Annotated in this window: 27 protein-coding genes; all 27 read right to left on the reverse strand. The window is 46.4% G+C overall.

Annotated features, from left to right (window positions below; genetic code table 11):
• Positions 1 to 15: 15 nt before the first annotated feature.
• Positions 16 to 900, reverse strand: coding sequence for a hypothetical protein (locus tag BUC01_RS17620; protein WP_073314386.1), 885 nt, complete (start codon positions 898 to 900; stop codon positions 16 to 18).
• A gap of 18 nt (positions 901 to 918) precedes the next feature.
• Positions 919 to 1,959 carry a hypothetical protein gene (locus BUC01_RS17625; protein WP_025834367.1) on the reverse strand — a complete coding sequence of 347 codons (1,041 nt, stop codon included), beginning with the start codon at positions 1,957 to 1,959 and terminating at the stop codon, positions 919 to 921.
• Positions 1,956 to 2,264, reverse strand: coding sequence for a hypothetical protein (locus BUC01_RS17630; RefSeq protein ID WP_025834365.1), 309 nt, complete (start codon positions 2,262 to 2,264; stop codon positions 1,956 to 1,958). The genes BUC01_RS17625 and BUC01_RS17630 overlap by 4 nt, the downstream gene beginning before the upstream one ends.
• 18 nt (positions 2,265 to 2,282) lie before the next feature.
• Positions 2,283 to 3,404 (reverse strand): hypothetical protein, encoded by a 1,122-nt coding sequence (locus BUC01_RS17635; RefSeq protein WP_025834363.1) that lies wholly within the window; start codon positions 3,402 to 3,404, stop codon positions 2,283 to 2,285.
• Positions 3,401 to 4,846 carry a hypothetical protein gene (locus BUC01_RS17640; RefSeq protein ID WP_025834361.1) on the reverse strand — a complete coding sequence of 482 codons (1,446 nt, stop codon included), beginning with the start codon at positions 4,844 to 4,846 and terminating at the stop codon, positions 3,401 to 3,403. The genes BUC01_RS17635 and BUC01_RS17640 overlap by 4 nt, the downstream gene beginning before the upstream one ends.
• 1 nt (position 4,847) lies before the next feature.
• A complete protein-coding gene (locus BUC01_RS17645; RefSeq protein WP_025834359.1) occupies positions 4,848 to 5,324 on the reverse strand; it encodes a hypothetical protein in 477 nt (158 codons plus the stop codon).
• Complete coding sequence (locus BUC01_RS17650) at positions 5,321 to 6,115, reverse strand: hypothetical protein (RefSeq protein WP_025834357.1); 795 nt, start codon at positions 6,113 to 6,115, stop codon at positions 5,321 to 5,323. The genes BUC01_RS17645 and BUC01_RS17650 overlap by 4 nt, the downstream gene beginning before the upstream one ends.
• Positions 6,112 to 7,143 (reverse strand): DUF6712 family protein, encoded by a 1,032-nt coding sequence (locus BUC01_RS17655; RefSeq protein WP_025834356.1) that lies wholly within the window; start codon positions 7,141 to 7,143, stop codon positions 6,112 to 6,114. The genes BUC01_RS17650 and BUC01_RS17655 overlap by 4 nt, the downstream gene beginning before the upstream one ends.
• A complete protein-coding gene (locus BUC01_RS17660) occupies positions 7,143 to 8,498 on the reverse strand; it encodes a hypothetical protein (RefSeq protein ID WP_025834354.1) in 1,356 nt (451 codons plus the stop codon). Before BUC01_RS17660 ends, BUC01_RS17655 begins: the two co-directional genes overlap by 1 nt.
• Positions 8,498 to 8,776, reverse strand: a complete 279-nt coding sequence (locus BUC01_RS17665) for a hypothetical protein (RefSeq protein WP_025834352.1) — start codon at positions 8,774 to 8,776, stop codon at positions 8,498 to 8,500. The genes BUC01_RS17660 and BUC01_RS17665 overlap by 1 nt, the downstream gene beginning before the upstream one ends.
• Before the next feature lie 12 nt (positions 8,777 to 8,788).
• On the reverse strand, positions 8,789 to 9,865 hold the full coding sequence (locus BUC01_RS17670) for a hypothetical protein (protein ID WP_025834351.1): 1,077 nt from the start codon (positions 9,863 to 9,865) through the stop codon (positions 8,789 to 8,791).
• Entirely contained in the window at positions 9,859 to 10,359 is a 501-nt protein-coding gene (locus tag BUC01_RS17675) for a hypothetical protein (protein ID WP_025834350.1), read from the reverse strand. The genes BUC01_RS17670 and BUC01_RS17675 overlap by 7 nt, the downstream gene beginning before the upstream one ends.
• Positions 10,343 to 10,903, reverse strand: a complete 561-nt coding sequence (locus BUC01_RS17680; RefSeq protein ID WP_073314408.1) for a phage holin family protein — start codon at positions 10,901 to 10,903, stop codon at positions 10,343 to 10,345. Before BUC01_RS17680 ends, BUC01_RS17675 begins: the two co-directional genes overlap by 17 nt.
• A 166-nt stretch (positions 10,904 to 11,069) precedes the next feature.
• Positions 11,070 to 11,660: a JAB domain-containing protein gene (locus BUC01_RS17685; protein WP_025834348.1), complete on the reverse strand. Its 591-nt coding sequence runs from the start codon at positions 11,658 to 11,660 to the stop codon at positions 11,070 to 11,072.
• 15 nt (positions 11,661 to 11,675) lie between these two features.
• Positions 11,676 to 12,242, reverse strand: a complete 567-nt coding sequence (locus tag BUC01_RS17690; protein ID WP_073314388.1) for a phosphoribosyltransferase — start codon at positions 12,240 to 12,242, stop codon at positions 11,676 to 11,678.
• An 816-nt stretch (positions 12,243 to 13,058) separates the two neighbouring features.
• Positions 13,059 to 14,783: a hypothetical protein gene (locus tag BUC01_RS17700; RefSeq protein WP_073314390.1), complete on the reverse strand. Its 1,725-nt coding sequence runs from the start codon at positions 14,781 to 14,783 to the stop codon at positions 13,059 to 13,061.
• Positions 14,784 to 14,795: 12 nt separating this feature from the next.
• Positions 14,796 to 15,008, reverse strand: coding sequence for a hypothetical protein (locus tag BUC01_RS17705; RefSeq protein WP_025834342.1), 213 nt, complete (start codon positions 15,006 to 15,008; stop codon positions 14,796 to 14,798).
• Positions 15,009 to 15,018: 10 nt separating this feature from the next.
• Positions 15,019 to 15,618 (reverse strand): hypothetical protein, encoded by a 600-nt coding sequence (locus BUC01_RS17710; protein ID WP_025834340.1) that lies wholly within the window; start codon positions 15,616 to 15,618, stop codon positions 15,019 to 15,021.
• Complete coding sequence (locus BUC01_RS17715; protein WP_025834338.1) at positions 15,611 to 15,898, reverse strand: hypothetical protein; 288 nt, start codon at positions 15,896 to 15,898, stop codon at positions 15,611 to 15,613. Before BUC01_RS17715 ends, BUC01_RS17710 begins: the two co-directional genes overlap by 8 nt.
• Positions 15,870 to 16,487: a hypothetical protein gene (locus BUC01_RS17720; protein WP_073314392.1), complete on the reverse strand. Its 618-nt coding sequence runs from the start codon at positions 16,485 to 16,487 to the stop codon at positions 15,870 to 15,872. The genes BUC01_RS17715 and BUC01_RS17720 overlap by 29 nt, the downstream gene beginning before the upstream one ends.
• Positions 16,488 to 16,490: 3 nt before the next feature.
• A complete protein-coding gene (locus BUC01_RS17725; RefSeq protein WP_025834336.1) occupies positions 16,491 to 17,381 on the reverse strand; it encodes a hypothetical protein in 891 nt (296 codons plus the stop codon).
• 134 nt (positions 17,382 to 17,515) lie between these two features.
• Positions 17,516 to 18,115, reverse strand: a complete 600-nt coding sequence (locus BUC01_RS17730; RefSeq protein ID WP_025834334.1) for a hypothetical protein — start codon at positions 18,113 to 18,115, stop codon at positions 17,516 to 17,518.
• Positions 18,116 to 18,126: 11 nt separating this feature from the next.
• A complete protein-coding gene (locus BUC01_RS17735) occupies positions 18,127 to 19,362 on the reverse strand; it encodes a hypothetical protein (protein ID WP_025834332.1) in 1,236 nt (411 codons plus the stop codon).
• Between the two features lie 19 nt (positions 19,363 to 19,381).
• Positions 19,382 to 20,509, reverse strand: a complete 1,128-nt coding sequence (locus BUC01_RS17740; RefSeq protein ID WP_025834330.1) for a Clp protease ClpP — start codon at positions 20,507 to 20,509, stop codon at positions 19,382 to 19,384.
• 84 nt (positions 20,510 to 20,593) lie between these two features.
• A complete protein-coding gene (locus BUC01_RS17745) occupies positions 20,594 to 21,082 on the reverse strand; it encodes a hypothetical protein (RefSeq protein WP_025834328.1) in 489 nt (162 codons plus the stop codon).
• Positions 21,063 to 21,647, reverse strand: a complete 585-nt coding sequence (locus tag BUC01_RS17750) for a hypothetical protein (RefSeq protein WP_073314394.1) — start codon at positions 21,645 to 21,647, stop codon at positions 21,063 to 21,065. The genes BUC01_RS17745 and BUC01_RS17750 overlap by 20 nt, the downstream gene beginning before the upstream one ends.
• A gap of 426 nt (positions 21,648 to 22,073) precedes the next feature.
• A complete protein-coding gene (gene dnaG, locus BUC01_RS17755) occupies positions 22,074 to 25,301 on the reverse strand; it encodes a DNA primase (protein ID WP_073314396.1) in 3,228 nt (1,075 codons plus the stop codon).
• Positions 25,302 to 25,320: the final 19 nt, after the last annotated feature.

Here is a 25,320-nt window from a genome sequence, read left to right on the forward strand (position 1 = left end):
ATTTCTATAAAACTATTATTTATTTGAATATCTTTTAGTCTCTTTTCCATTTTCTGAAAAGATAAGTCCAAATGGTCCTAAATTATATTCAAGATAATTAGAGCCTACTACAGAATACCCATTAATGGATGAACCGGTAGTCTGAATCTCATCGATCATATTATTTCCTGAAAACCTCCTAAGAAACACCCGTGGATAATAGTTCGTTGTACCCATCCACTCCTCAGTCATAAAGGATATACGGCCAACTTCATTATTGTCCTGATTGAACATCTTTATACTATTGGTTTTAGGAGAGATTTCAATACGCGTACCATTCATTGAGGTTGACAACTCACCGATTATCTGTATATTTCCCTCTTCATCAATCTTAAAAGAACCATTCGGAGAGCGGATGTTCTTGAAAACGCCTCCATTCACCTCCACTTTATTACCCTTGAACAAACCCGTGGCAAAATCCAAAAGCAGATTAGGTACAAAATTCCCCGTATTAAATTCCTCATAATTCGATGTCGGATTACCATCAGCGCCAACCCCCTGTTGCGAAAACATGTAATCTCCTGAAAAGATGGCACTCGCTAATTTAGCGAAGTTAGCCATCAGAATCTCCACGAAAATAGCTGTATAGTCTTCAACAAGCGTCCAAGTGGCGTTCGATCCATTTACGGCAACATCTTTCCGCGGAGAATTGATATTTGAGGGCATACCCTGTCCTACCCATGTCGTATTTCGATTCATTACATAATACTTCCCATCTAACACATAAGGAGTAACCGTATCTGTACAAATATAGGAAGTATATAGATTGTACTCTCCGGCCGGATACGGAATACGCCCACTCTTTCCGGGAGCACCCTTCTGTGCATACTTTACACTTCTTGTTACACTCGCTATCGGCATACAATTACATTCCTTTATTTATGACACAGTTTCAATATACACGCCTACATCCGTACCAGCCTGTTCACACATCGCATAGGTCACAGTAAATTTTGCCTGATTAGTAGCTTGCCCAAGGATAAGTCCTACACTATCAATGGCGGTAAAATTAAAGTTCATCTCCATTGCCTTAGTCGTAGAGCCTCTTTTCACAACCATAGGAGTATACACCACAGTATCGCCCTCTTCAACAATCGTCTCATCAGCCGGACTTGGATTAGGAATGATATCATAAGGGTCTGAAGCATCCATTACGCCTTGTATATCCGTACCGATTTCAGTTCCCCCTTGCGAGACAACACATTTGAAGCTGGAATAGCAATCTACCATATCACCTGTAACGGTCAATGTCTGTGCCGTTTTTCCTGAGAGTAAGGACCAGACACCGCCAACCAACTTATACCACTTGTAAGTCAGATTAGAGGTAACAGAAACACCCGCCTGATAAGTCATAGCCTTGAGTATACAGCTACCGCCTTTTTCTGTGATGGTATAATACTTATTATCTCCAGCGGCAATAGTAACAAAATAAGGAGAACCGGTAGCCCGACGAATAGGTATATTGTAGATAGCCTCTACTTTATCGGTGACATTACCATATACGACTATGGCTTCTCCCTTAATGCTGCAAGGAGCCGCACCCGCAGCCACAACCAGGTTTTTCAAGATTTTCAAGCCCCAATAATCCTGCGTCCCTGCAACATACGGCAACTTGCGGAAATGCCCTGTCTCTCCATTAAACACATTAGTGGAAACATTATTGGTGAAAGTGAGCTTCACACCGTTGAAATACCAGTCACAAGAGATAGGTACGGAAATACCTTCCGCCACACGGGATGAAGTCGCAATAAACACCAACTGCGGCTGCGTCTGGGAAAAATCGGGCGATATAGCACCGATTGCTCCCACGGACCCTTCAAATTCCTGGTAAAGGTCCCCGCTTGGAGACTGGATAATAGTAGTGTAAGTTCCCGCCTTCGGCGAAAATCTTACATTCACTTGTCGGGTTGCTATACTCATACCTCATCCTCCTTATTTATTTCCGATTTTTCCTCTTCAGACGGAGATTGCTCTGAGGAAGACAGGAACCTTTCAGGTGTAGCAACCTGCACAGGATGATCAGTACCATCCACTTCTTCTTTTGCGGCATTGGGAGTCAGCACGGCTCCACCGCAATAAGCCGCACGGGAAAATATGTCGTCTCCCGGAAAGCGCAGGATGTCAGCCTGCCATAATAGATAATTCCCGTCTGCAGTCTTGTTGCGGATGCTTGTCAATCCCATTGACGCAGCCACCTTTTCTGTTACTTTGATGTAATTAGCCATATTCTTAAAATTTAATTGTTATTTTGCTATTATTACTTTATCAGCACTTGCTAATATTGCCTTTCCGTCACTGGTTGTCAGTATCTTGTAATTACCCTTGTCTGTCATATCCACACCCAATAATCCGCTGGTCACATTATTGGCGGAAAGAGAGGGGGATTCACCGGTCCCGATAACCGTACTGTCCTTATACCAGGTCGCTTTCAACTCCTGCATGGCATTGCTGATAATGCCTTTCGCTCCTATTACCACGACTTTGGGATTTACGGTCACTGTTCCAGGAGCAATACGGTTCGGCAGATTGGTTATGTCGTAATCATAATTCGGGAGACGACGCACAATAGTAGTGGTAGCCGTAGGGTCCGCATCCGTCGGTGAGGCAGCCGGGGAACCATCAGGGGAAAAGGTAGCCTTGCAAATGTAGGTCTCCTTTTCTCCTATCGCCTCGCGATCAATGACAAGCACATTATCATTCACACTGACCACATCAAGATCAAATTCATCAGAACCGGCAAGCGTCAGGGTGCCATTTTCACGACGTTTGTACCAGAAGAATTTTCTTTTTGCTGATACACCGGTAAAATCGGTTTCACCTGCCATCAGGGTAGCTACTATGGTCTGCTGTACAGGGTCCTCCCAGGGGTTGTATAAATGGGTAGATTCACTATCAAGCGTCAATAAAGGATTGGCATTGGTAGCATTGATACATTTTATTAATTTTGACTGACGGTAAACGATGATCTGATTTGTGCGCGTATCCAGGTATTCTGCATAAAAATCCAACGTTATAGGGTGCAAGAGTGCGGCATTCTTCTTTACTTTTATCTGACCTTTATTTGAGCCTTCCTGAGTGATTTCATAACCGGTATTCGTCGTTTCAATCAGGATTCTTTTGCCATCAATGATTTCATACCACTTAAGATTGGTTAGAGAGGAATTTATATTAAATTCCTTAATAATACCATCCTTGTCAACAACATCACATTGAGGCAACAACACCAATGGCGTCAACGTATAGTCCGCCTCAAAGATTCCCGTCACCGCATCATACGTTTGCAATGATGATACGGAACCAACCTCGTTAATCGCCATATGTACGCTAAGAGGTTTGTAGTTTACTTCTATTTTCTTTGTCTTCATATCACAACTTCTATTTCATCAGGGTATACATTCTTACCGTCACGCAGCAGCACGGTAGCCTTAAATTTACAGGAACCGACCTGCACAAAGCTCGTTCCAAGATCATCACGCCTGAGCACCAGCACTTTTCCCGTGTCGGCATGTTTCACTGCCCAGGCGTTATCTTCCGTAATATTACCGCTATCACGCGTCCACTCCACATCAGCATCAAGTATATGTTCAGTAACATCCCGGTTATATAGCATTCCGGTTATAGTGAGCACGTCCAGATCATCAACAAGATTGCCGTTTTCATCCATCTTGTCCAGGTCTATCCTCCAATCGTTGGCAGAAGATATATCAATAGAGAAGTTTGGGTTTCCTTCTTTCATGGCCCATCCCGTCGAACCGAATCGGGGCTCATCAAGCGTGCCGTTAATCAGACATTGCCAACGACACCCGTAATGCCATACGGTATCCGCAGACGTAGAAGATACAGAATAGGGATTATCAGAAGCAGCAACCTCGGAGCTCCAGTCTCCGCGGTCCACAAGGGAAACGACAGGAATCCCCGGATACTGAATCTGTAGGCGTTCCTGAAAGGCTATACCCCTGCAATAGACATAGCTATGCCGGTAATTTATAGGCAGGTTATCGAATAATGATAACTGTTTCAGTCTGCCGATGATAATGGCGTAATTATGCTCTTCCAGTATGGGTTTCGTTACGCCATCGAGCATGCAGATACATTTCTCACGAGTAGAAAGATACCAGTACGCCTGACGATCTTCATTGACCGGATTGCCGCGACGCGTTATTATCATCAATGGCTCCGGCGGGTAATTCTTTCCCCCTGGAACTTCACTATCCGGATACAGAACAGCAGTAATCACATTAGCGGAAGTATCCACATGCAGGACACGTAACCAGGAAGTATAATAATCTCCTCCTCCGGAGGCAAGGTTGTTTACCATGCCGTAAATGATATCATTTTCATCCAAAGCCGTGAAATCATTCTCCAAACGTTTACGGAGCGGTAAACGGTAAGTGCCATCCTCCAGAAGTTCTACGCTCTCAATCGTGCCCGATTCAGAAAAAGAATAATCACTTTCCATGGCAGAAAGCCGGTTGAATATCACTTCTTGAACAATGAGAGCAAAACGAGCTTCCAAAGTATCAGCCTGTACACGGCCATTTTTAAGTAGAATCCCTTTCCCGGCAACTAATGAGTCTATTGTTTCGCCAACTTCGGCACCTCCTAATAATTTCAGCAGGAAAGGAGTTTCGTCAGGCTTGGATTTATGAAGGAAGATTTTATTCAGTTCTTCCAAAGAACACTGTGATAACAGATTCAAAATGCCCACCAAGGTACGTCCAACACGTTCTCCCGTGTTTTCTCCCTCCTGCGTAGCATATCGTACCTGCCGGGCTAATTCTTTAAGTGTTTCAACCGTATCTGCCATATCAGTTGAATGCCTTCCTACAGTTAACAGCCTTATAGGGTTGCGACAAGTGTATTGCCGCGATCACCCCATAAAGCTGGCTATCAATATTCACCACATAATCCGCTTCTACCTCTTCAAGTGAAAAGGCAATCCATTGGCGGTTCTTCCTTTTGTCTTCAAGTACCTGGTTCAGCATCTCATCAAGAATGCGCTCGCACTTATCAAGTGCGGCCTCTATCTGTTCGTAGTCTGAAGTATCGGACACATGTTCCAATACAAAGAGCAGATAATCACGATCCTTCAGGTATGCCCCCGTAGCACCGCCATATCCGAACCCTGAGCCACGGTCCAGAATCACCGCCGGATAGTGGAGCACGCTGTCCAGTGCCGTGTGCTTCTCCCGTTCGGATGAAAGGAAATGTACCTCGTCATTCTCCTTGTGCCGGATATCGACATGGCGTTCGGCCAAATTCTCTATGTACTCTGAAAATGTCATTTCTTCTGTTTTTGAGCGTCACGTATTCTTTTATTAAGCAGGCGGAACGCCGTTGCCACTGGCATCGCCTGGTATTTCTCCATCACCGCCACATCATTACCGACAAAAGAATCAAAGATATCAAGCCAGTTGACCGATGGCGCGGTCGGTTTCTTGTTGTTCTTCTCCGGTTCCGGATCTTCGTTCAACGGAAACAGGAAAGGGAACGCCTTGGAAAGCCACCTTTTGACAAAAACATAGTTCAGGAATATAGCATACTTGACATGCCTGTCTATCTTCGCCACTTCCGACAGCCGTTTTTGCAGTATCAGCGGTTTCTGCCTGCTAAATAAGCCGTTTTTTCCACCTGCCGGTAGGACAATATATTCGTTATCCTTCAGGTACAGCATTGATATGAAAGCATCCAGTGAGGCATCCTTGCCGTCGCGCGCATAGCGGTTGAAGGCGGTGTCCACATGCATGAAGTGCTCGAAACACATCCCCTTCAGGCGTTCACCCGGTGCTTTCAATCCGGACACACCGGAAAGAATAAAGCGATCCATCCGGACACGACAGTCGCTGATGAACTCTATCAGCTCACTCAGCTTATACCTGTAATAGCTGTCCGCAATGACACCGGAAGGCAGGGGATAGAACTCCTTCAGGAAGGATGATTCATCCGTCTCCTGAAGGTAAAACCGTGACACGAGCAGGAACTGCGACGGTGTCAGCTCTTCCCATTTCTGAGGCACCCGGCGTATAACCTCACGCCGGACTCCGAAGCTGCGATATGCAATACGAAGCTCTCTCATACCCAGAATGTACGTTTACGGTCATTGTCCCGGTCGAATATCCTTCGGGGATCACCGGCATAGTAATCGGCAAAATAACTGCGGGCAATCCGCAGCAATGCGGTCATATACATGTCGGCATCCGCCTTCAGGTTCTGTATCTGTACGGCTATCCGTTTCATATCGACCGGCTCTTTCTGTTCATTGCCCTTTTCACCTGACCGGATTGTAGTAAAGTATAACCCCCGGTCCGTAATACTGCCCGTCTCCATCAACAGCCGTCTGACCGCCATTGTCCCGATGTATCGGGAACAAGCCAGGCGCAAACGTTCCACATTCTTCTGCCGCTCTTCATCTTTAGGCGGATTGACCAGCCCGTCAATCAGATGCTCATAGAGCCTGTCACCGATAGCCGGCTGAAGCAGCATTTCCTCCACAAATTTCAGATGCGGCTGCAACCGCAGGAAGATAATCCGGCTGCCGCCAATGAAACAGACATCATTCACGTCTGCAGTACTGCGGACAATGGCGGATTTCCGGTCCTGATAAGCCTGTGAAGTCGCAAATTCCGGATATTCCGCTATATGCGCATACAGGAACTCAAGCAATTCATCCAGCGCATTGAACCCCTTATTGCGGAAAGACATGCGAAGATTGTCTTCCTGGTATTTATACACCCCTTGAAAGGATTCATTGTCGGACTTCTGCCGTTGAAATCCCGCATCCGTGATCCGGACGCTGATTTCATCGAAATCATTCCAGAACGCCAAGTTCGCATTCGCACGCTGGCAAATCTCAAGCAGCCGGGCATCCAGCTTCTCCCGTTCGGTTGCCCCTTCAGCATTCGGTTCCAACACATCCGGATCCGGACCGAAATTATAAATCTCAACCACTTCGCCCGCCATCGCATCGCCCAATAACGGTACAAGGTATTGTCGGAAGGCACCCCGAAGCGGCGCCTCCATCATGTCAAACGAAATCGCGGTATTCACCTTCATCAGTGCCTTGAGTTCGGCACCCTTGTTCCATTTCTCTGCACTGAATATCATTAGCTCAACGTTTTTTTGGTACCACTACCGGTATCGAGGGTTACTAAGATGGTATTGCGGAAACGCAGCTCACATTCCGGCATACCGTTCATTTTTATGTAGAGTTCAATCGGATCCAGAATATTCTGCCGGTCAATCCAGGCATTGGCAATATTCACAAGGAACGCCTCACGGATATTGGAACCTCCCTGATTACCGGCGTATGTACCACCCGGCATACCAGCACCGAGGACATTGGGATTGACCATAAGGGCGAACAGGATCTCCGAGTTGGCGGCTGCCGATACCGGAAGATTATCGCTTCCCTGGTACTTGTTCTCCAGCGGCTTGATCTTCCATTCCTCTTCAATCCTGCCGTTCATCTCATTGACGGCATAATGTGAGAAGATCGGTTTCTCAGCATTGTCCGGCCCGCAGAGATTCTGTTCTACCGAATCCATATACTTCTGAATGGCCGCTTCGCGTTCTGTGACGGAATAGTCCTTGGAAGGGTATTTCTTCTCCCAATAAGAATACGGTATCTGTACATGCCACTTCCAGGTAATCTGGTTTTTATAGGCTTTCTTGAGGAAATGGGGGATAAGATGGGCAATCTCCACCCATCCACAAACGTATGCCGGCCACCAGACAGGCATGCCGTAAAGATCGTCATTGCTCCAGCTGTCACGCACCGGCAGGATAAAACCGTTCTTCATCTTCCCGGCAAACTTTAACACCTCGGCGTGCATCTGCGGATCGTACTCGGAAAGTACCTCCAGCTTGGTGTACTGCCCCTTGCCCGGATGCTGCGGCCAATATCCGGAAACAATACATTTACATGCTCCGTACTCATCCACTTCGGAATAACGGCGATAAAGCGCATTAACCGGATTGACACCTGCAAAAGAATTGCCGGCTGCCGACGGGACGAACTGGACGGCCCCGTTTCCGAACTTCAGGTAATCCCGCAGCACCTTCTCCATGTAACGCCGGACGTTCCGGGAAGCGACAAAAGCTTGTACCCGGCTATCCGTAACCGGCTTCAGTATCTCGTTACCGCCATCATCGTAACCGTTCACCGTACAAGGATAAATGCCCTGCCCAAGTGTCAGGTTACGGAGAAATTTCAAGCCGGTATTAAGCACACTGGTATTTCCGATCTCTTCGGCCGCCTTCTGCGGGAAATCGTTCTCGTCTCCCCACGGGCGTACTTTCACCCCGTCGATATCTATGTAACTGACATTCGACAAGTCGTATGGCGACAGGATCCGGGCACGGTCCTTCATCTCGTTCTGCGGTGCCCCGGTTGTCTCTCCGAATATGTACGTGGACTGCATCAGCAGGGGAATGCCGCTTGAATTAAACAGTATGTTCATCAGAATACGATTTTCATTTTGTTATACTCCAGTATCAGGTCTATATCCACGGGATAGGGATGCCCTTCGGGATTGCCCTTGCAGTCGCAGGGCTGTACCCCCCGAAGCTGGTATTCCTTCATGTTCATGCGTCCGGCACCACAGGCGTATGCCTGCGGGATAAAGTAGACCTTACCCTCCTTGCTGACGAATTTTATCGAAAAGACGCGCCGGTTCCCGCGTTCATCCCTGCGGATATCCATATCGGCCAATGCTAAATTTCTGCGTATTGTTTCCATTGTGTATATTATTTATTCAAATGTCCTGTCAAATGTGTAATCGAAGATACCGCCACCAAACGAGTACCTGTCAAATACCTGATGCTTCCGGCTTGCCGGACAGAAGGTCAGATTCACGTTTACCCGCTGGTTGCCCATTTTCGTATGCGTAAAGTCAATATCTGTGATGATGATCTCCATCGGCAGCGAAGGCGTGTCGTACCATCGCTGTACCGGAGAGGTTAGCATGTCTATCAGGGCCTTGTACTTGTTTTCGTCCAAATACCCGGTGTTGACCGTGCGCAGATCATTGAAAAACGGATTGAATCTCCTTTTCAGCTTCACCATGTCCGCGATATCACCCTCCAGTTCCGGACTATACTGCACCAATCCTGAGAATGATATGGATTCCGGCAACCCGAATACATTGTAATAAAGGAATTGGTGCATTTCACGGTGGCTTTTCCGATCCATGACATACCTTACAATATCCGTCAACGTGCCGTCGGTGATACGTGCATCATACGATAGGATATTGTCGGCCCTGAGACCTGCGAGTTTACCCACCTTGGCCGGACTCATGTTGTATGCCATCATCCGGTTGGCATCGGAGAGTTGCAGCTCAACGGTTTTCTTGACGCTGCTGCCGGATTCCAGGTGGATGATATCCAGATACACTTTTGTCTTGTCAGACACGAAGAAGGAAAGGTAATCAATCGTATTCTGCCTGATATGCTTGATTTTATAGCGTGAATAAAAGATGAAGCCCGTTAGCGGCTCGAAAGACACGCGGTATCTTGAGTGGAACACATACAGCGTGTAGTCAGCGGCTGCCTCGCTGTCTGAAAGAGACAGTTGTACCGTCATAGGAGTCAATACGATCCGGTCATCACCGCTGCCCAGTTCCGGACGAACGAAATACTCATTGATGATATCACCCGGATCGCAAATGACGACTGCGTTCCCACTGTCCGGATAGTACACTTCAGAAAGCGCTTCCTGTCCGTCAACTGTCATCTTGAAAACCAGTTTTTCGTGTACGTCCGTAATACGGATATCCTCCATATCGGCGGAAAACAGATACGTGTTATTGACCAAATTCGCTACCATCTCCACAAATCTTTAGATACCCCCAACACCAGTGATTTATTGTACAGGTCATAGCCCGCCCTGAACTCCCACGACCTACGCCGATACCCCGCGAATAACACACAGCTGTAACGCCCGGCATCCAACCCCAGAGCTAGGGCATTGTTATAAACGACCGGCTGTCGGTAATCCACCACTACGGTACGGTCAAGCAACGCATTGCGGGATATGACATCGGTCATTTCCACCCGCAGGTATGGGCGTTCAATAATCGTATCGAGATAATGCTTCTCCGAGAAATAATCGGCCAGTATAGCCGCCGTATCTACTTCTGCGGGTACCTCACGGACAATCACCTCCGGTTTAGGAATGACAGGTCGTATCGTGTCATGTTTGACCACCGTTTCCGGAGTGTAAACAATACTCCGGTGGCGAGAACCCAGCCAGTGACCTGCCCAACCGGAAAGAAGTGCTATAAACGCACATAGTAATATGCAACTAACGTTCCGTCTCATCTACCTTTCTTTTAAACTTGTCTGTAACCGTAACCCACAACATGCCCACCTGCTTGATCAGCGTATCTTTAGGTTTACCGTCAATAACCGCCAGGTTCTCCAATATGCTTGTCACATGCTCCACACAGAACCAGGTCATGACGAACACTTTGACAATTGAAAAGAACAGAGTCGCCAGCAGCATGATGAAGCTATCTTCCGCCCCTGCCTTGCTCTCCAGATAGAATGAGTGCGTGATATAAATGATGGTCAGCCATATACACAGTTTGATGATACAGCGTGAGAAACGGAAGGATTCAAATCCTATGCCCTGAATCTTGCTTGCCTTGATACCCGTCCACATTTCGGAAACAATGGCGATCAGCATAGCCATCGCCAGCAGCGGGGTAATACCTATCCATTCACTGACTACCGCAGTGATTGCACTGAAGGAAATAGCCGGCAGTTGCAGGTTATATTTAAAACTGGGTGCCACTGAAAGAAAAAACTCCTTCAGGGAATCATATCCATAGGTACCGACGAACTTGGTAATGAAGCGTATCATATCTTTTTTTGTCACAAAGGTAAAATCATACCATCCGCTTTCATAGGACAAAAAAAGCCCCTCCGTGGTTGAAGGAACGGGAAACATAAAACAAAATACCGCTTTGGGTCCCATTCCGTTTGCGAGCGTGCGAGCAAACGGAATGGGTGCGCCCGCACCCCATCCGTCAAATCATCCCTTCATCACAAAAGCTATAATATCCGTCATTCGTTATAATTACGTGGTCCATCATCCGAATATTGAATAACGCTGCCGCCTTTTTAAGCTGTTCCGTCAGCCTCTTGTCATCATTGCTCGGTCGGCTGTTGCCGCTCGGATGATTGTGTACCGCTGCAAACTGCGAAGCTCCCGTATTTATCAACACCTGCATTATCAGCCGTACATCTGCCGAAGTCTGGTCTATACCGCCTACTGAAACCTGTACTTTCTTGATTATTCGGGATGCATTATTAATAGCCACTACCCAAAACTCCTCATTCCGTAAATCACCAATTAACGGCTGCATCAAATCATATACATCCTTGCTCATTCGTATAAGCCTGCGTTCAACCTGTTGAGACTGCTGTCTCTTGTATATCTCCACTGCTGCCACAGCTACTTTCTTGCGTCCAGGCGTCAAAGATGCAAACAGCCTGTCTATATCTATCTCCCCGTTGCTGCGTTCAACGTCTGAAACAATCTGCCTGTTATTGCTAATCTCGTAAATCAGTTCACTGTCACTCATGTAGCGGCAATCATTATCGAATAAAGTATTCATAACAAAAAATATATATTAGTTATAAGAAAGAATTGTTCTACCTAAAAAATAACCTCCCAACACTTCCGCACCTAATTGCTCCAGTGCGCACGCAAATTGTGCGTAGCTGTGTCCTTTCGTTAGTATGTCATCAAAAACCAGTACCCGCTTCCCGTTGAAAAAGTCAGTATTCAGCGTAATAGTTTCCGTGTTCTGTATGCTTTTGCCTTTCTTGGTTTCGTGGATGGTCATACGTTTTCCGCCCACTTTCACGGCTTTGTAGCCATTCATACACCCGCAAAGGTTGGAAACCTCTTCGCAAAAGTCCCGATAGCGTTTTTCCGTCCGTTCTGCCGAACTTGCAGGAACACAGACAAACACAATGGTATCGGCAAACGAACCGAATTTTTCCGCTATCTTACCCGCTACGATAGCCGCTACCTGTTTGCTGCGTTTCCCAGCCTTGAAGTCCCATATCAGTGAGCGGATTTGTTTTTCCCGTTCTGTAGCCTCGTATCTTGCCGGTATGTAGTCAAATAAGGAAATCATCGGTTTATGCCACTGATTTTTCCATGCTTCGGGAATGTTTCTTTTTGCTGCCATAACTGTAAGTTTTAATTTTATTCTGGATTTTTGGAGTCGTCGGGTGGAGCCTTTTTCAGATTCTCCGTTTCCCGGAACGACTTTTTTTTTATTCCGGCGTGTCTGTATGACGTGCGGTATGGTTGCCTTTTGATGCCGCAATAATTGAGGTGCCGAGGATGACATTCTGCAAGGTTCCGACTAAAACCGGAGGCTTGAATACTACCTGCAAGGTGGAGATTTTTTAGCGGACAACGCCTGACCTTGCTTGTCAGACCGGTGCCCTACATTTGCGGACTCAAAAGACTACCTGACCGCATACAGACATGCAGAAATGAAAAGGAGTTCCGGAAGAGAAACGGGGGTACGTCAAGCGGAACGCTTACCGCTCTACGGTCCCTACCTTAGAATTTGAAACAGAAAAGACCGGGGACCTGCATGGGTGCAAACAAATACAGGAAGCGTCGCTTCCTACCTCTATAAGCGCGCAAAATCCGTACTGGGGAAATAGATTTGCCTGCCTATTTCTTCAGTACGGATTTTGCTCGCGCCGGGGACTCTGTTAATGAATGTTATAAGAAAACTACCTTCTTGAAAATGAACACACAACACCCCGTTTTCCATCCGAATGGAAAAAGAAACGGAAGTTTCTTCCTACCGCGCCCTATCAAAAAGCGCAAGGGAAACCGCAAAAAGTAAGGAAATATGACAAAAGTAATAGGTTTTTACATTAAAGAAAACACCCTCCGCCTGTCCTCCGATGCGGCATCCGGTCCTCAAGCGTTGCGAGTCCTGTTATAAGTATTGCGATAACTGTTGCGGAGTGTGTGAAGTGAATCAGATACGCGCATCAACGAACCCATAAGCCTGCCTGAGCAAATGCCCGTACTTCGTCCATATACGTTTATCGACCGCATCACCGAAGTGCGTTGCCTCTTCAGGAAGGATGGACTGGTTGCGCTCGCTACGCTTATCCTTTTCGAAACGGCCGTTCTTCTCGATGACGCGTGTGTTGTTCATGGATATCAGCGTGTACTTGCATTTCGAGCCGTTAAAACGCTTCTTTGGAAAACGTTCGTCTTTCTCCGCAAGGATGGATGCCCACAAAAGGAATTTGTCGTGCTGCGGAGGTTCAATACCCGCGTGGGTGTGCTGTTCCACTGTCCAGCCGTGTTTTTCCAGTCGCTCAATGGCAAGCTGGTTATAGGACTTCTTGTTGTTGGCAAGACGAATGTCACCATAACGGTCACGGTAATAGTGTACATGCTTGTTGATGTGCCCCCTGTAATAGTGGCAGAACTTATCCATCAGCGCGTTGACCATCGTATCGTCTTCTTCGTCACGCTTGACAAAGAACTCGTTGATATTGTTATCTACCGGCTCACGGGTCAGCAGCTTCGTCACGAAATCATAGTTGCGTTCCTGTGCCACTTCAAGAAATGAGGCGGCAGAACCCCAGTCAGGTGTCAGTTCCAGCGGCTTCGTGGGGGTACAGTCCAGGTCACGCCGGCTGTCATCGTTATTGGCAAGCTGCTGCCAGTTGTAGTTATGATCTTCGGCAAAGTCACGTATATAGTCGTCATTGGTCGCATTGTAATACACATGCCGTTCATCCAGTTGGTAATAGCAGCTATCAATCTTATCCACCATGAAATTCAGGATCTCAATCATGAAGGAAAGCTTATCCATCACCTTATACTGGTTCAGGATATAGTTCATACCCACATTGGCGATATTGTCGAAGATAGAGCCGAGGATAAAGAGCGTGCCGTCACGTGAAACGAACGGCGTGATGCTCTGACGGAGACGGACGGTTTCATTCCAGATTTCCTTGAAGAGTCCCGCATCATTCGCAATCCTTGCATCAATGAGCTGCATCTGTAACCGCACAATCTTATTCCAGACATCAAACAGTCGGATGCCGCGTTCTTCTTCGTAATACTTGGCCGGTTCAAGCAACCATTTCTGTTCAGGCGTGTAAGGCATGGAAGAGAGGAAGGTGTTGCCGTGATGTTTCAGAACGGGATTCTCGGACTTGCGTCCGAAGATGTGTTCATTGCCCCGGTTGGTCGGTGCCGCCTCCTGATCGAACTTCTCTTTATCGAGCGTCAGCGCTTCGTCAGTGATGTTGTAGTCAGCATTCGGTCCGCGGCTGTTACCGCCCTGGGTAAGTATGTAGAGCATGTGACCATTGGAGAAGCTGATGCCATACTCAAACGACATGATGTGCTCATAAGGCTTGTACCAGCCCTCAATGGGTCTGCGACAAACCACATAGTCACCGGTCTTGCTGACCGGATCCCATTGTTTGTAACCGAGCATCTCCAGCATCTTGAATGCCGAGGGCAACGTTTTAGTGAGCGCCTGCCCAATGGTAGCCTGTGTGAGTGTGGTAATACCTCGCGGCATGAGCCGGATATTATCATCTATCACGGCACCGGTAATGAATGATTTACCCGTTGCACGTGAATAGATGACATACCCGTTCTTGTACGGCATTACCAAAAATGCCGCCTGTGCCGGATTGACCTGTATAACCTCTTCCCAAACGTTTTCGTCCATTGTCCTGCCGTATCAATAACGTGGGAAAACAATGTAGTTCACACCTTCGGAGGAAGTCATACGGGGCATAGGCTGCCCTGTATCGTCTAATAGTTTTTTCACTTCATCCGGCTTGAACTTGGCGGATACGGTACAAACAATCTGTGTCTTGCTGACCGACACCATATCGATATGCTTGTGGTCAACCAAATAAGAGATTAAGCGTTTGTTTGTCAGTTTCTTCATGATAATCTATTTATGAGTTCATTATTTCTTCTGCCTGCACATCGTCAATAGGCGTGTACATGGAATCCACAAGGACTTTCTGCTCTTCCTGGGAAAGATTGCGGATGGCGTTCAGCGGAACATCTACCTTTTGCCCCATACTGTTGATCTGAATATAGAACACATTCTTCTCCATGCGTCGCGGATCCTCAACCGAAGCCGGACGTTCGCCAATCATCTGATGCAGCACCTTCTTGGCGTTGTTCCAGTTCTTCAGATCACCTCTGAGCTTACAGTCCCGGATAAGCTGTATCTGGTCCTTGATCATCCAAGCAAACCAGAAATCCCAGTCAAACTGGTGCTGTGTCTTGAACAGTTCTTTTGCCAGGGCGATATCCTTACGTACCTGTGTACGTGAAATCCGGTATTTCGCCAGCATGATGTTGATGATATGGCTCTCATTGGGATAATCATCCAGCAAACGGGCTATCTGCAACACCCGGTTGCACTGCACCCGAAGATGCTCCGGCAACGGGCTGTTCTCCGGGTCAATGATGTGCTGCTGTATAAGGTCGTATGACTGTTCCTCCAATGCGGCCTTGCTTTTGGATGTTGTCAAGCTGTTACTCATACTCAAGATACTGCTGTTGCGATTTAAAGAACTTGATCAATTCCTGTTGTGCCGGATTGCTGCCGTTGATGGCGGACTTGATGATAGCCTCCCGTACTTCAACCATCTGTCTGAGATGTCCCCGGTAGAAAGCTATACGAACTTCAGTGCCCGGAGTACGGAGTTCTGCAAGAAAATCCGTCTCATCCACACCGATATTGATTGCGATCATCCCCGGCGGGATAAGGCGGTACGCCATTTTCTCTATCTCCTCACGTTGTTCCTGAGTCAAACTCATCATTCAACATTTTAAAGTCAAAATCAAAAATATCTCTGCCGGTATGGATGATTCCACGCTCCAGCTTCGGGTTATGCGTCGCGTTCTGACTGCCTACTACGGTGATGTTCCAATCTTCGTTATACAGCAACGCCACCTTCGCATGCAGTGCCAAGCAACGGTAACAGTCCGGAAATGTAGTCACCAGATAATCGAACGGCTTGGGTGAAATGCTGCGTACGCGGTTATCGATCAGGAACCGTACCGATAGCAACTCACCGGTCTCAACCTTACGATGAAGGGCGTTGATGCTATCCATAGAGATGGAATAGGTTGTCAGGAACAGATGTGCCGGACCGGTCTGCTTGAGAATGTAGAAAATCAGCTGAATGAGATTGAACGCGCCTGAAGAATAAAAATGCTTGTCTGTGCCGGGTACCAGCATCCCCATAGCGTCCGGATGCAGCAGCTTCTCCGCAACCAGGTCATGGCCGGAGGCCGCCGCATCCGTTCGGCGGATGTAGCCTGTCGGGTATCGATCTCCCTGTATAGGACTTACTGCGTCATCCGCCGGCATCATCTTATTCTCAATCTCACTGCAACAAACCAACATAACCTATTGCAGTTCTGCCAAACGATATTCTATCTTTTCTACCAATGCCTCCTGATCAGCCACCTTCTTCTCGTATCTCACACGTTTGGGGCAGTCAGGAAGCGGGTTTTCCTTGCCGTCTTTAGGTTTGCTCTCCGAAGAATACAGCAACATGTTTTTTGCCTTGGTAATCTTACTCTTGGCATTGGATTTTGCTTTCTTCAGTTCTTCGACGGAAAGGGAACTGATGTCGGTCTGTTCATCTTCCTTTTCCGGCTTTTCTTCAGCAGCATCCACTTTTTTATAAAGCTCGTCCAGCTGCTCATCAGTCGGCAACTCCTTTTTCTGCTCATATTGCTGTTTGATGACCGCCAGCAATGTCATACGGTTGGAGAGGGAGGCTATACGGGTAACAATATCCTTGCGCTGTGCGCATACAGCCGCCGTATTGGTCTCACCCTGTTCGGAGAGTAACCGGTGCAGCCGTGAACGTTCATTATAGCAATCCCGGAAATCATAGATAATTTTGGCAATAACAGGCGGATAAGCGGGCTGTTCATCCGTTTCACGTGCCAGTTCCTTTTCCGCAATGGTAACGATGGCCGCCGCCGTTTCTTCCGGAACCGTCTCGGAACGTCCGTCATTACCCGGTACCGCATCATCCGCCAGGTCCACATCCTCAAAGCGCGGATCATCTGGATGATACCAGACTTTAATCATCTGCCGGATCTCGTATTCCAGCTTCTCGCGGGTATGCGGCTTTTCGCCTAATTTAGCCAGTTTGGATGATACGATTGTCTTGTAACCTGATTTAGCAAGGATAGCCACACCAGTATTGTATTCTCTCTTAGCAGAGTTCAGCCAGGCGATACCTTCTCTGCGGGCTTCGATATAAGCATTTGTAATTTCAGCCATGATTCTTGATATTAACGTTATACAAAGGTGTTGCGAATTTTATTGCTGTGATAGGACAAAACAAAATGTCCGCCTCCCGGAAAGAATCCGGAGACGGACATAAACAACCAACTAACCAAACGAAGAAACAAAAATCAGCCTCCAGGTGCAGTCTTTACAGTAAGAATATCCTCCGCATCACCTTCATACACACATTTACGCGGTGCAGTGAAAGTATAATGAAGTGTGTTCTGATTACGCGCGGTAGAGTTTGCCCCGGTGGTAGAACCGTCTCCGGAGGCACGCATGGCACCGCGGCGTTTGTCACCCATCAGGTAGTTCGTGCCGTTGTTGTCGGTCACGATAAAGAACATCTTGCGGCCTTTGGTCGCATTCTCAAAACCGAATATTTTCTTCCGCATCTTGGCCGAAATGATATTCAGGTCCATCAGGAACGATTCACCACCGGTTTCTCCCTGATCCGTAATCTTGAACTCAGCCAGTTCGTCAGTGATATCCATCTTATAGGCCCGGCAACCTTCTTTCATAACAAGATCACCGACCAGTGCACCGGCGGCCTCCAGTGAAAGCGGATCATCCGTCTTTTTCGGGTAGTCCGGCCATGTCGCCACATCTGCATGATAACCGAAGATAACGGACGGTATGATACCGCCCATATTATCCTGGTTCTCGCAGTCCATTGCCTCGTTGATATCATCAAGGGCAATACATAATTTGGGATCTACTTCTGCCATAGTCACAGGATTTATTCAGATTTAACAACGTATGTACCCGTCACTTTCTCTACTGCACCCGCAGCAGGAGTCTTCTTCTGCACGGCAGGAGTGGTATATCCGGCGGCCTCCAGGAACTCGATAGTATATTCCTTACCACCGGGAACCGCTACATACGTACCGGAATCACGCCAAGCCTCTTCACCCTGAATGCGCCATTTGCCACCGTTGGCCTTCGCTTCATCCGGTGCAATTGTGACCTCGATATATCCGAACGGGTTGCTACCTTCAGGATCCACCGGACGGTCATTGACGCAGAACTCCGATTTATGTACCGATACGAACTGGAAGCCTATCACGTACTTGCCCGAAGCATCGAACGTATAAGGATTACCGGAGAAGAACGGCTTGATGGACTTGAAATCGCTCTCCTTGTCAAAGCCGTAGCAAATGTTCCCTTTAGTGGTCAGCATGACGAACTGGCTACCATCGGGAAGATTCGGAACACGTACCAGCTCACAACGGTTGTTGGAACCGAGCAGGTGTTGTGTATCGGAAGTATCTTCTTTTAATCCGATAACGATAGTACCTTCATCTTTGCGCCAGTCATCATACATGTCGCCCAAATCGTCGGAAATGAACATCTTGATGTTCTTCTTGCGCTTGAAGGTACGCGGCATGTGGCGCCACATCTCCAGCAACTTTTCGCCAATGTTGGCACGAGTCAGCTCACCGGTAGCGTAAACATTGCCCTCGGCACTGGAAATATCTCCGACTGCCTCGCCTTCGGTAACAATGGTACCGATACCGTCGAAAGAGTCCTGAATGTCCGTCTTGTTCTCATCAGCGCTGTATTTCGCTGTGAAGATGGCAAACAGCAAATCATTGGATGCCAGTTCATGGCCGTGGTTGATCAGCCACAACTCGAAGGGATGTTCTTTGCGGAGCGTACCCGGTACCTCAGCAATGTAGGTGCGACGGTAACGTTCCGGCTCATCGGACATCTCCATCACGACGGGACGAACGACCAGACGACGCGGAACAATCTTACCCAAATACTTGCCAGCTGTAAACTTGCCGGTGTACTTGCTGGAAATACTTCCGCCTTCTACCTTGCCTAATTCAAGGGAATCGGTAATGCCCGGTACCGGAGTGAAATGTTTCAATACCTCCGAAGCGTCGAGCTTATCGACCGCCTTCAGGATGTCTCTGTGCTTTTTTACCGCGGTCAGAACCGTGGTAATGTCAATAGGTGCTTTAAAATCCATAAATAGAATAGTTTAGATGTTATTCATTCTCATAACTGTTGATAGGGTCCGTGGCAATGTCCGCAAACTTGCTGTCCTCGTTCGATTCCTGATGACTGGCGGTTGCCGTTCCGGGAATCTTGGCCACGATATTGCGGATAACCTGTACCTTAGTCTTGTTGTCGGCCGCATTCCTGACGCTATCGCTCAGGCTATCGAGGTCGTTGACAACTGCCGTCAGATTGTTTTCAGCCGTCTGTCTGGCTGTATTGGCGGCTGTCAAATCGCTTTCAGCTTTGGTTTTCGCTTCATTGGCTACCTTGATGGCGTTATTGATGGCCTGCAAGTTCTCTACGGTAAGCGATATCTTACCGTCTTTTTCCTCAATGCCTTCACAATTGAGGATCTGATTAATGAAAGTAAATTCTTTACGCATGGAAATAACTGTATTTGAATTAGAAATGTCTTCAGAGGTATTATTGGCAGGAAACAGACTTTTGATACCGTCAATGATTTGAGAAACAAGGTTTCTGTCATTGCCTTTGGGTTGCGTTTCCGATTCGGAAGCATTGAGTACCGGTAACGGTAAACCGATGGCAGTAAAGCAGTCGGTTATTTCATTGGTCACCTGAGGCTTTTTATGCACACCGGGAATGATCCTGTCTATGAAGCCCCATTCCTTGACTTCAGCGGCAGGCATCCAGCGTTCTTCTTCCATAAGGGTGATAACGTCCTTCAGACTCTTGCCGCTGCGGTTGATGTACTTCTGTGCAATCATCAAGTCAATCGCCTCGGCACTCTTCTTCTTGTTTTGTAGTTCTTTAATGGTGTCTTCGAGCTGATCAGCATTAAGCTGTCCCCAAATGTCCACGCCCAGGCTGCACTTATGCGCCAGCCACATACCGTCCTCATGCATCTCAATGGACTTGCCACCGAACGCCAGTATGGTAGCCGCCGAAGCATTGAAGCTGATAAATTCCACCGTCACATTGCCATGCTCAGCCATAAGGTTTGCCATGGCGACCGCTTCGGCCACATCACCGCCAAAGCTTGAGACTTTCAGGCGGACGGGTTGGCCTTTTGCCTTATCTAAATAGTACTTCAGATAATTTTTGTTGTAACAATACCGGTCAATACTGCCGAATAATGTGATAACTGTCTCGTTCATATAACTTTTTTGCGCAAAGAAAAGCGCAAAAAAAACGGTACCCAAGGACACAGGGCACCGTCAAACAGGGAATAAGCGTTGTTTTTACGCTTCCAGTTCTTCCAATCCGGATATATAAATGGTGGGTTCATCCTGTACGCAGGTGAATGTAAAAGACGTGCCGTTCCGTTCTGAAACGGAACGCCCGCTTGTCTTGTTCGTGGCGAATAACATAAGTGCGTCTTCTTGACCGCACCAGTGGACCTGGCCGTTACCGTCCACTGCCAGCACATACCACAAGCCACGCTCCAGCGTCTCCATCAGCTGATTATTCACTGAGGAAAGTTTAGGAATCACCCCTTCAATGGAAACATTCCAGCAATCCCCCGCATCATTCACTTCCTTGTCCTCATTATATATATAAGTGTCATTGGCATACACCGGAATGGAAATAATATTCTCCCGGTCGCGAAGCTCCAGGTAGTTCAGACCGGCATTGTAATCCTTACGGATCCGCAAAAACGAGGTCGGGGAAACGGCAATCACCTGCAACAGTCCTCCGACGTTTTCAAAATCATAATTTATCACTTTCATACGCTAATCTTCCTTGCTGGGAAATTGTCCCAAACTCGGACAACTTCCCCAATATTATACGGTTAATAAAATCAAAAATAGTAGTATTCTCCACTGTCTTCCGATATCCGTGTCGGTTATACTCCCTGCGGATGGTGTCATAAGACCAGGTGTCTTCAGTAAATCCGAACTTCGTCTGGAAATTACGGATGGCGGCTGATAGCGGAAGCCCCATACTCACGTGCGTATCAAGATAGAGGAACAATATCTGTTTGATCCGCCGTTCAATCTTGGTACCGAATGCCACCACTTCGGTGTTCGACATCGACCAGCCATAACGGTAGAAGTCATCACGGCGTATCTCTACCGCTACATTGGCCGTATAGCGGTAGAGGTTACGGTATTTGTTCTCGTAGCGTCCAGGCTTGGATAGCCGTGAAAGGAAATCGTTCTGCAACTCCTTGTCGGAAGACAGGTTAACGATTTCAGTCCAGGTATCATCAGGCGTATTGAAATTATGCAAAAGGAACTGCTTAACATATGGTTTGCAAGGCAGCCAACAGACAAATCGGTCTTTCTTTATCATTTAAAGTGTTGATTTTTACACAAAAATAGCAAGATTGATTAATATATTAATCACTTCTCCACATTTTTATTCCTATATTGAGCAGACACATTTTGCCCTCTACACCTTCTACACTTTCTACAAGTCATAGAAATACCTATATATCAACAATATAACGGTTTTAGTATAGAAGAAAAAGTGTAGAAAAGGCTTCTACAAAGTACCATTTTGTAGAAGAAATGTAGAAAAGTCATATTTTGTAGAAATTTGTAGAAGCATGTAGAATCTATATTTATAATGTAATATACTGATTTATAACATTGTAGAAAGTGTAGAAAGTGTAGACGCATTTTTTGCCCCAAAATAATACGTACTTTACGTTCAGAAAGACACAAAAAAGCCCCTACCTTCACAGGCAAGGGCTTCTACACAACTATGATAGACGTATTAGAACATATACGGAGAAGTACCGTTCTCCCTCGGTTTGTTATTCTGTGCTTCCTCTTCCCCATCAGTCATCCCCATATCAATATTAAGATTGATGTTATAGTTCGTCATCAACTCAGTGTAATCGAAACAGAGGGCTTGTTTGGTCATGCTGGTTTTCCGATAATATTTTTGACCGCCTGTTTCCACCTCTTTAGTAACTTCTACTCCCTTCAATATATTCTTGAAACGAACGGAGTTTTGTACACCCAGGTATTCTTTGGAGTTCTCGATATAAAATTTCAGGGATTCCGTCGGTAGCGCGTTGTCACCTACCTGCCTGGCGAACTTCTTGTACAGCATAAAGATACGGTCTGTCTGCATCCGCAAAATGGGGCGCGGTTGTTTGAATGTCAAGTCCTTTACCTTATTGGTTTTGAGATTGGAAAGATAGTCTATACGAAAGTCAGCTTCCAGAAAGATTTCTCCATCCTGTTGCAAGTAACTGACCACATTCCAAAAATTGGCCAGTTCGTTATTACTTTTACATTCCCGGTTCTGGCGGATGATACCATCCACACAAATCCCCAACAATTCACGATAGGTAAACGGCACATCAAGCACAGCTTCAAGTGTTCGGAAGGCTGCCAATGGTATGACCCAGTTGCGTTGTATGCGGTCCTCAATAGTTGTTTCCTTCAGACGCTCATTGAGATCATTCATGCACTGGCGGTAATTGGTAGAAAAATCAGTCTCCATTTTAGACCGATGCCGCAATAGCTGAAGGGCCAAATGTGACAACCCTTGTAAACTGATAGCGTCACATTCATTAAAAGCCCGTTTCTCTTCATTAGAATATTCAGTCTTGTTGAATGTCAGATAAATCAAACGAGAAAAAAGGGCTATATCAATAGTCAGCATCTCCTGACCGGATAATATGATACCACAATCTACACTTGTAATCTCACGTTTTTTGTCCCGGTCCATATTCATGCGGCTACGCCCAGTTCCATCCCACAACCCTTTTAAGAACTCGCGCTTATCAAGGTCAATGCTATTTTTATATTCATCAAGATGAACCAAAGCATTTGCACACTGTGCAACCGCATCGCTCAATGCTGCGATAGTTGCATTCTGAATATTGGGCGCTTTATTGTCAATGACGAAAAATGACATCAGACTTTTACCAAGCTCAGACTTACCGGAACCTTTCGGACCGAATATATTAAGAATGGGAAAACTTTTGGTTTGTCCGGAAATGATATCCCGGAATAATGTAGCAAACAAGAAACATAATCCCACCTTTGCGTTATCTCCGAATACCCTAATCAATTTCTCGCTATACTCACGCAGGCTAACATTATTATAAGAGGTATATATAAATTTGCGTTCAAACTGGAAAAGCTTCACATCATCACGATAAATAGTACTGCAACCGGGCAGATAAAAGTTGCCATTTTTAAGACGTACGATGCCATATTCATCAGCAGCATGCCATTCCGTATCAAAACAACCGTTACCATATGCAAAGAATCCCTGACGTTGCCAACCAAGCTGCGTGACTTCAAGCGCTGTTTCTGTCTGTTCATAAAGAAACATCTTCAGTTTGGTCAGCTCCTTTTCTGTGGCCAGCCAAATATAATTACCAAGACCTTCAACTTTCTGCTTGAATTTGGAAAGTGACACAAGATCCTCCTGCTTCATTTCAATGATTTCCTCCTGTTTATTCTGATTCTTGATGCGATACAAACGTTTTGGAAGTAAAGAATCCTTAATGTGAAACATGGGCATCATGATAAAATTACTCCATTGTACCGCCTTACCACTGTCACCAGCTAAAGCAAAATAAGCGTTGTATTCTTCGTAAAAGCCATATTTCTGATAAAGATCCCGGTCTATCTTCTTGCTTTCATCAATAACCTGTTTGGCCTTATCCAGTTTTTTAGCGCGGTTAATGGCCTTCTGCCAAAGTTTCTTGTCCTCATAAAATGATTGCAACTGCTTTAGGTACATGGACTCCTTTACTTCATCCTTCACCATTACTACCATCGTACAAATGGTATTGATGGCATCACTGCGCTCTTCAGTAGTATTTATATCCTGAAATATGTAACTTGCGTACCATGGTATAAAATCAACTTCTTTTAGTTCTTGAAACTTCTGAATGCTTGTGCAATAACTATCCGGATCGTTCTTGCTCTGCTCCTCCCCCATGGGAAGTTCTTTAACCGACACGCCAAATCCGCATTTCATAGCCAACATACCGTTACGCATCACGTTACGAATACCTGCACCTAATTTTTCGCTTCTCTCCAAATTTGGCGGATCTGCATCCGGAAGAAAACAAAGTTTAGTAGCATACTTCTTCAGTTGCTCCATTTGGTTTTCAGTCCAATCTCCCCCAAGCGGCGCTACTGCATTATTGACGCGAATGCGTTTAAGCTGCATCGCATCAGGGGCACCCTCCACCAGATAAAATTTATCTTCCTTAGCCGCCTGGCGTATAGCCGTATCGATACCGAATATTGAATCTCTCTTATGGTAGATATCACTTTCGGTAGAATTCATATATTTAGCCACCTTATCACCGGACATATCACGGGCAGTAAAGCCGATTATTCTCCGGAACCGATCCCGTATAGGGATAACGACACGATTACGATAAACATCATAAGTATTACCTTTTTCACCGACCTTCAGCAATCCCATTTCCTTCATCAAGTCGATAGACAGACCGGATGATCGGGCGAACCCCAACAAATCATCCCATTTGTCAGGGGCGAAACCAATTCCCATTTCTTCGGCATACTCCAGCCCCCAACGTCCTTTAACATATTCAGCAGCCGTTTTATTAGTAGGAAGAAGTAAATTCTGCCGGAAATGTTCGGCACATCTTTGGTTGATGATAAACATACTTTCGCGCTTCATCCGTGCCTGTTCCTGCTCAGGAGTCAATTTCTCGTCCTCAACGGTAATGCCATACCGTTTACCAAGAGCACATACTGCCTCCGGAAAAGTCATAGTTTCATGTTCCATCAAGAAACCAATAGTATTTCCACCTTTACCGCATCCGAAACAGTGCCATGTACCGCGTGCCGGGTTCACCATAAAACTGGGTGTCTTCTCTTTGTGGAACGGACAACAAGCTGCATAATTAACACCTTTCTTCTTCAGTTCAACATAACCGGATATCACGTCCACAATGTCGGCACGATCCAAAATTTGTTCTATAATTCTTTCGTCTATCATTGCATTTATATATTCAGGT

Source organism: Bacteroides stercorirosoris (assembly GCF_900142015.1).
GTDB classification, from domain to species: Bacteria; Bacteroidota; Bacteroidia; order Bacteroidales; family Bacteroidaceae; genus Bacteroides; species Bacteroides stercorirosoris.

What these genes read in the sequence shown, in the direction of transcription:
- BUC01_RS17620 (WP_073314386.1), bottom strand. Translation starts at nt 900, where the DNA reads ATGCCGATAGCGAGTGTAACAAGAAGTGTAAAGTATGCACAGAAGGGT.
- BUC01_RS17625 (WP_025834367.1), bottom strand. Translation starts at nt 1,959, where the DNA reads ATGAGTATAGCAACCCGACAAGTGAATGTAAGATTTTCGCCGAAGGCG.
- BUC01_RS17630 (WP_025834365.1), bottom strand. Translation starts at nt 2,264, where the DNA reads ATGGCTAATTACATCAAAGTAACAGAAAAGGTGGCTGCGTCAATGGGA.
- BUC01_RS17635 (WP_025834363.1), bottom strand. Translation starts at nt 3,404, where the DNA reads ATGAAGACAAAGAAAATAGAAGTAAACTACAAACCTCTTAGCGTACAT.
- BUC01_RS17640 (WP_025834361.1), bottom strand. Translation starts at nt 4,846, where the DNA reads ATGGCAGATACGGTTGAAACACTTAAAGAATTAGCCCGGCAGGTACGA.
- BUC01_RS17645 (WP_025834359.1), bottom strand. Translation starts at nt 5,324, where the DNA reads ATGACATTTTCAGAGTACATAGAGAATTTGGCCGAACGCCATGTCGAT.
- BUC01_RS17650 (WP_025834357.1), bottom strand. Translation starts at nt 6,115, where the DNA reads ATGAGAGAGCTTCGTATTGCATATCGCAGCTTCGGAGTCCGGCGTGAG.
- BUC01_RS17655 (WP_025834356.1), bottom strand. Translation starts at nt 7,143, where the DNA reads ATGATATTCAGTGCAGAGAAATGGAACAAGGGTGCCGAACTCAAGGCA.
- BUC01_RS17660 (WP_025834354.1), bottom strand. Translation starts at nt 8,498, where the DNA reads ATGAACATACTGTTTAATTCAAGCGGCATTCCCCTGCTGATGCAGTCC.
- BUC01_RS17665 (WP_025834352.1), bottom strand. Translation starts at nt 8,776, where the DNA reads ATGGAAACAATACGCAGAAATTTAGCATTGGCCGATATGGATATCCGC.
- BUC01_RS17670 (WP_025834351.1), bottom strand. Translation starts at nt 9,865, where the DNA reads ATGGTAGCGAATTTGGTCAATAACACGTATCTGTTTTCCGCCGATATG.
- BUC01_RS17675 (WP_025834350.1), bottom strand. Translation starts at nt 10,359, where the DNA reads ATGAGACGGAACGTTAGTTGCATATTACTATGTGCGTTTATAGCACTT.
- BUC01_RS17680 (WP_073314408.1), bottom strand. Translation starts at nt 10,903, where the DNA reads ATGATACGCTTCATTACCAAGTTCGTCGGTACCTATGGATATGATTCC.
- BUC01_RS17685 (WP_025834348.1), bottom strand. Translation starts at nt 11,660, where the DNA reads ATGAATACTTTATTCGATAATGATTGCCGCTACATGAGTGACAGTGAA.
- BUC01_RS17690 (WP_073314388.1), bottom strand. Translation starts at nt 12,242, where the DNA reads ATGGCAGCAAAAAGAAACATTCCCGAAGCATGGAAAAATCAGTGGCAT.
- BUC01_RS17700 (WP_073314390.1), bottom strand. Translation starts at nt 14,783, where the DNA reads ATGGACGAAAACGTTTGGGAAGAGGTTATACAGGTCAATCCGGCACAG.
- BUC01_RS17705 (WP_025834342.1), bottom strand. Translation starts at nt 15,008, where the DNA reads ATGAAGAAACTGACAAACAAACGCTTAATCTCTTATTTGGTTGACCAC.
- BUC01_RS17710 (WP_025834340.1), bottom strand. Translation starts at nt 15,618, where the DNA reads ATGAGTAACAGCTTGACAACATCCAAAAGCAAGGCCGCATTGGAGGAA.
- BUC01_RS17715 (WP_025834338.1), bottom strand. Translation starts at nt 15,898, where the DNA reads ATGATGAGTTTGACTCAGGAACAACGTGAGGAGATAGAGAAAATGGCG.
- BUC01_RS17720 (WP_073314392.1), bottom strand. Translation starts at nt 16,487, where the DNA reads ATGTTGGTTTGTTGCAGTGAGATTGAGAATAAGATGATGCCGGCGGAT.
- BUC01_RS17725 (WP_025834336.1), bottom strand. Translation starts at nt 17,381, where the DNA reads ATGGCTGAAATTACAAATGCTTATATCGAAGCCCGCAGAGAAGGTATC.
- BUC01_RS17730 (WP_025834334.1), bottom strand. Translation starts at nt 18,115, where the DNA reads ATGGCAGAAGTAGATCCCAAATTATGTATTGCCCTTGATGATATCAAC.
- BUC01_RS17735 (WP_025834332.1), bottom strand. Translation starts at nt 19,362, where the DNA reads ATGGATTTTAAAGCACCTATTGACATTACCACGGTTCTGACCGCGGTA.
- BUC01_RS17740 (WP_025834330.1), bottom strand. Translation starts at nt 20,509, where the DNA reads ATGAACGAGACAGTTATCACATTATTCGGCAGTATTGACCGGTATTGT.
- BUC01_RS17745 (WP_025834328.1), bottom strand. Translation starts at nt 21,082, where the DNA reads ATGAAAGTGATAAATTATGATTTTGAAAACGTCGGAGGACTGTTGCAG.
- BUC01_RS17750 (WP_073314394.1), bottom strand. Translation starts at nt 21,647, where the DNA reads ATGATAAAGAAAGACCGATTTGTCTGTTGGCTGCCTTGCAAACCATAT.
- dnaG (WP_073314396.1), bottom strand. Translation starts at nt 25,301, where the DNA reads ATGATAGACGAAAGAATTATAGAACAAATTTTGGATCGTGCCGACATT.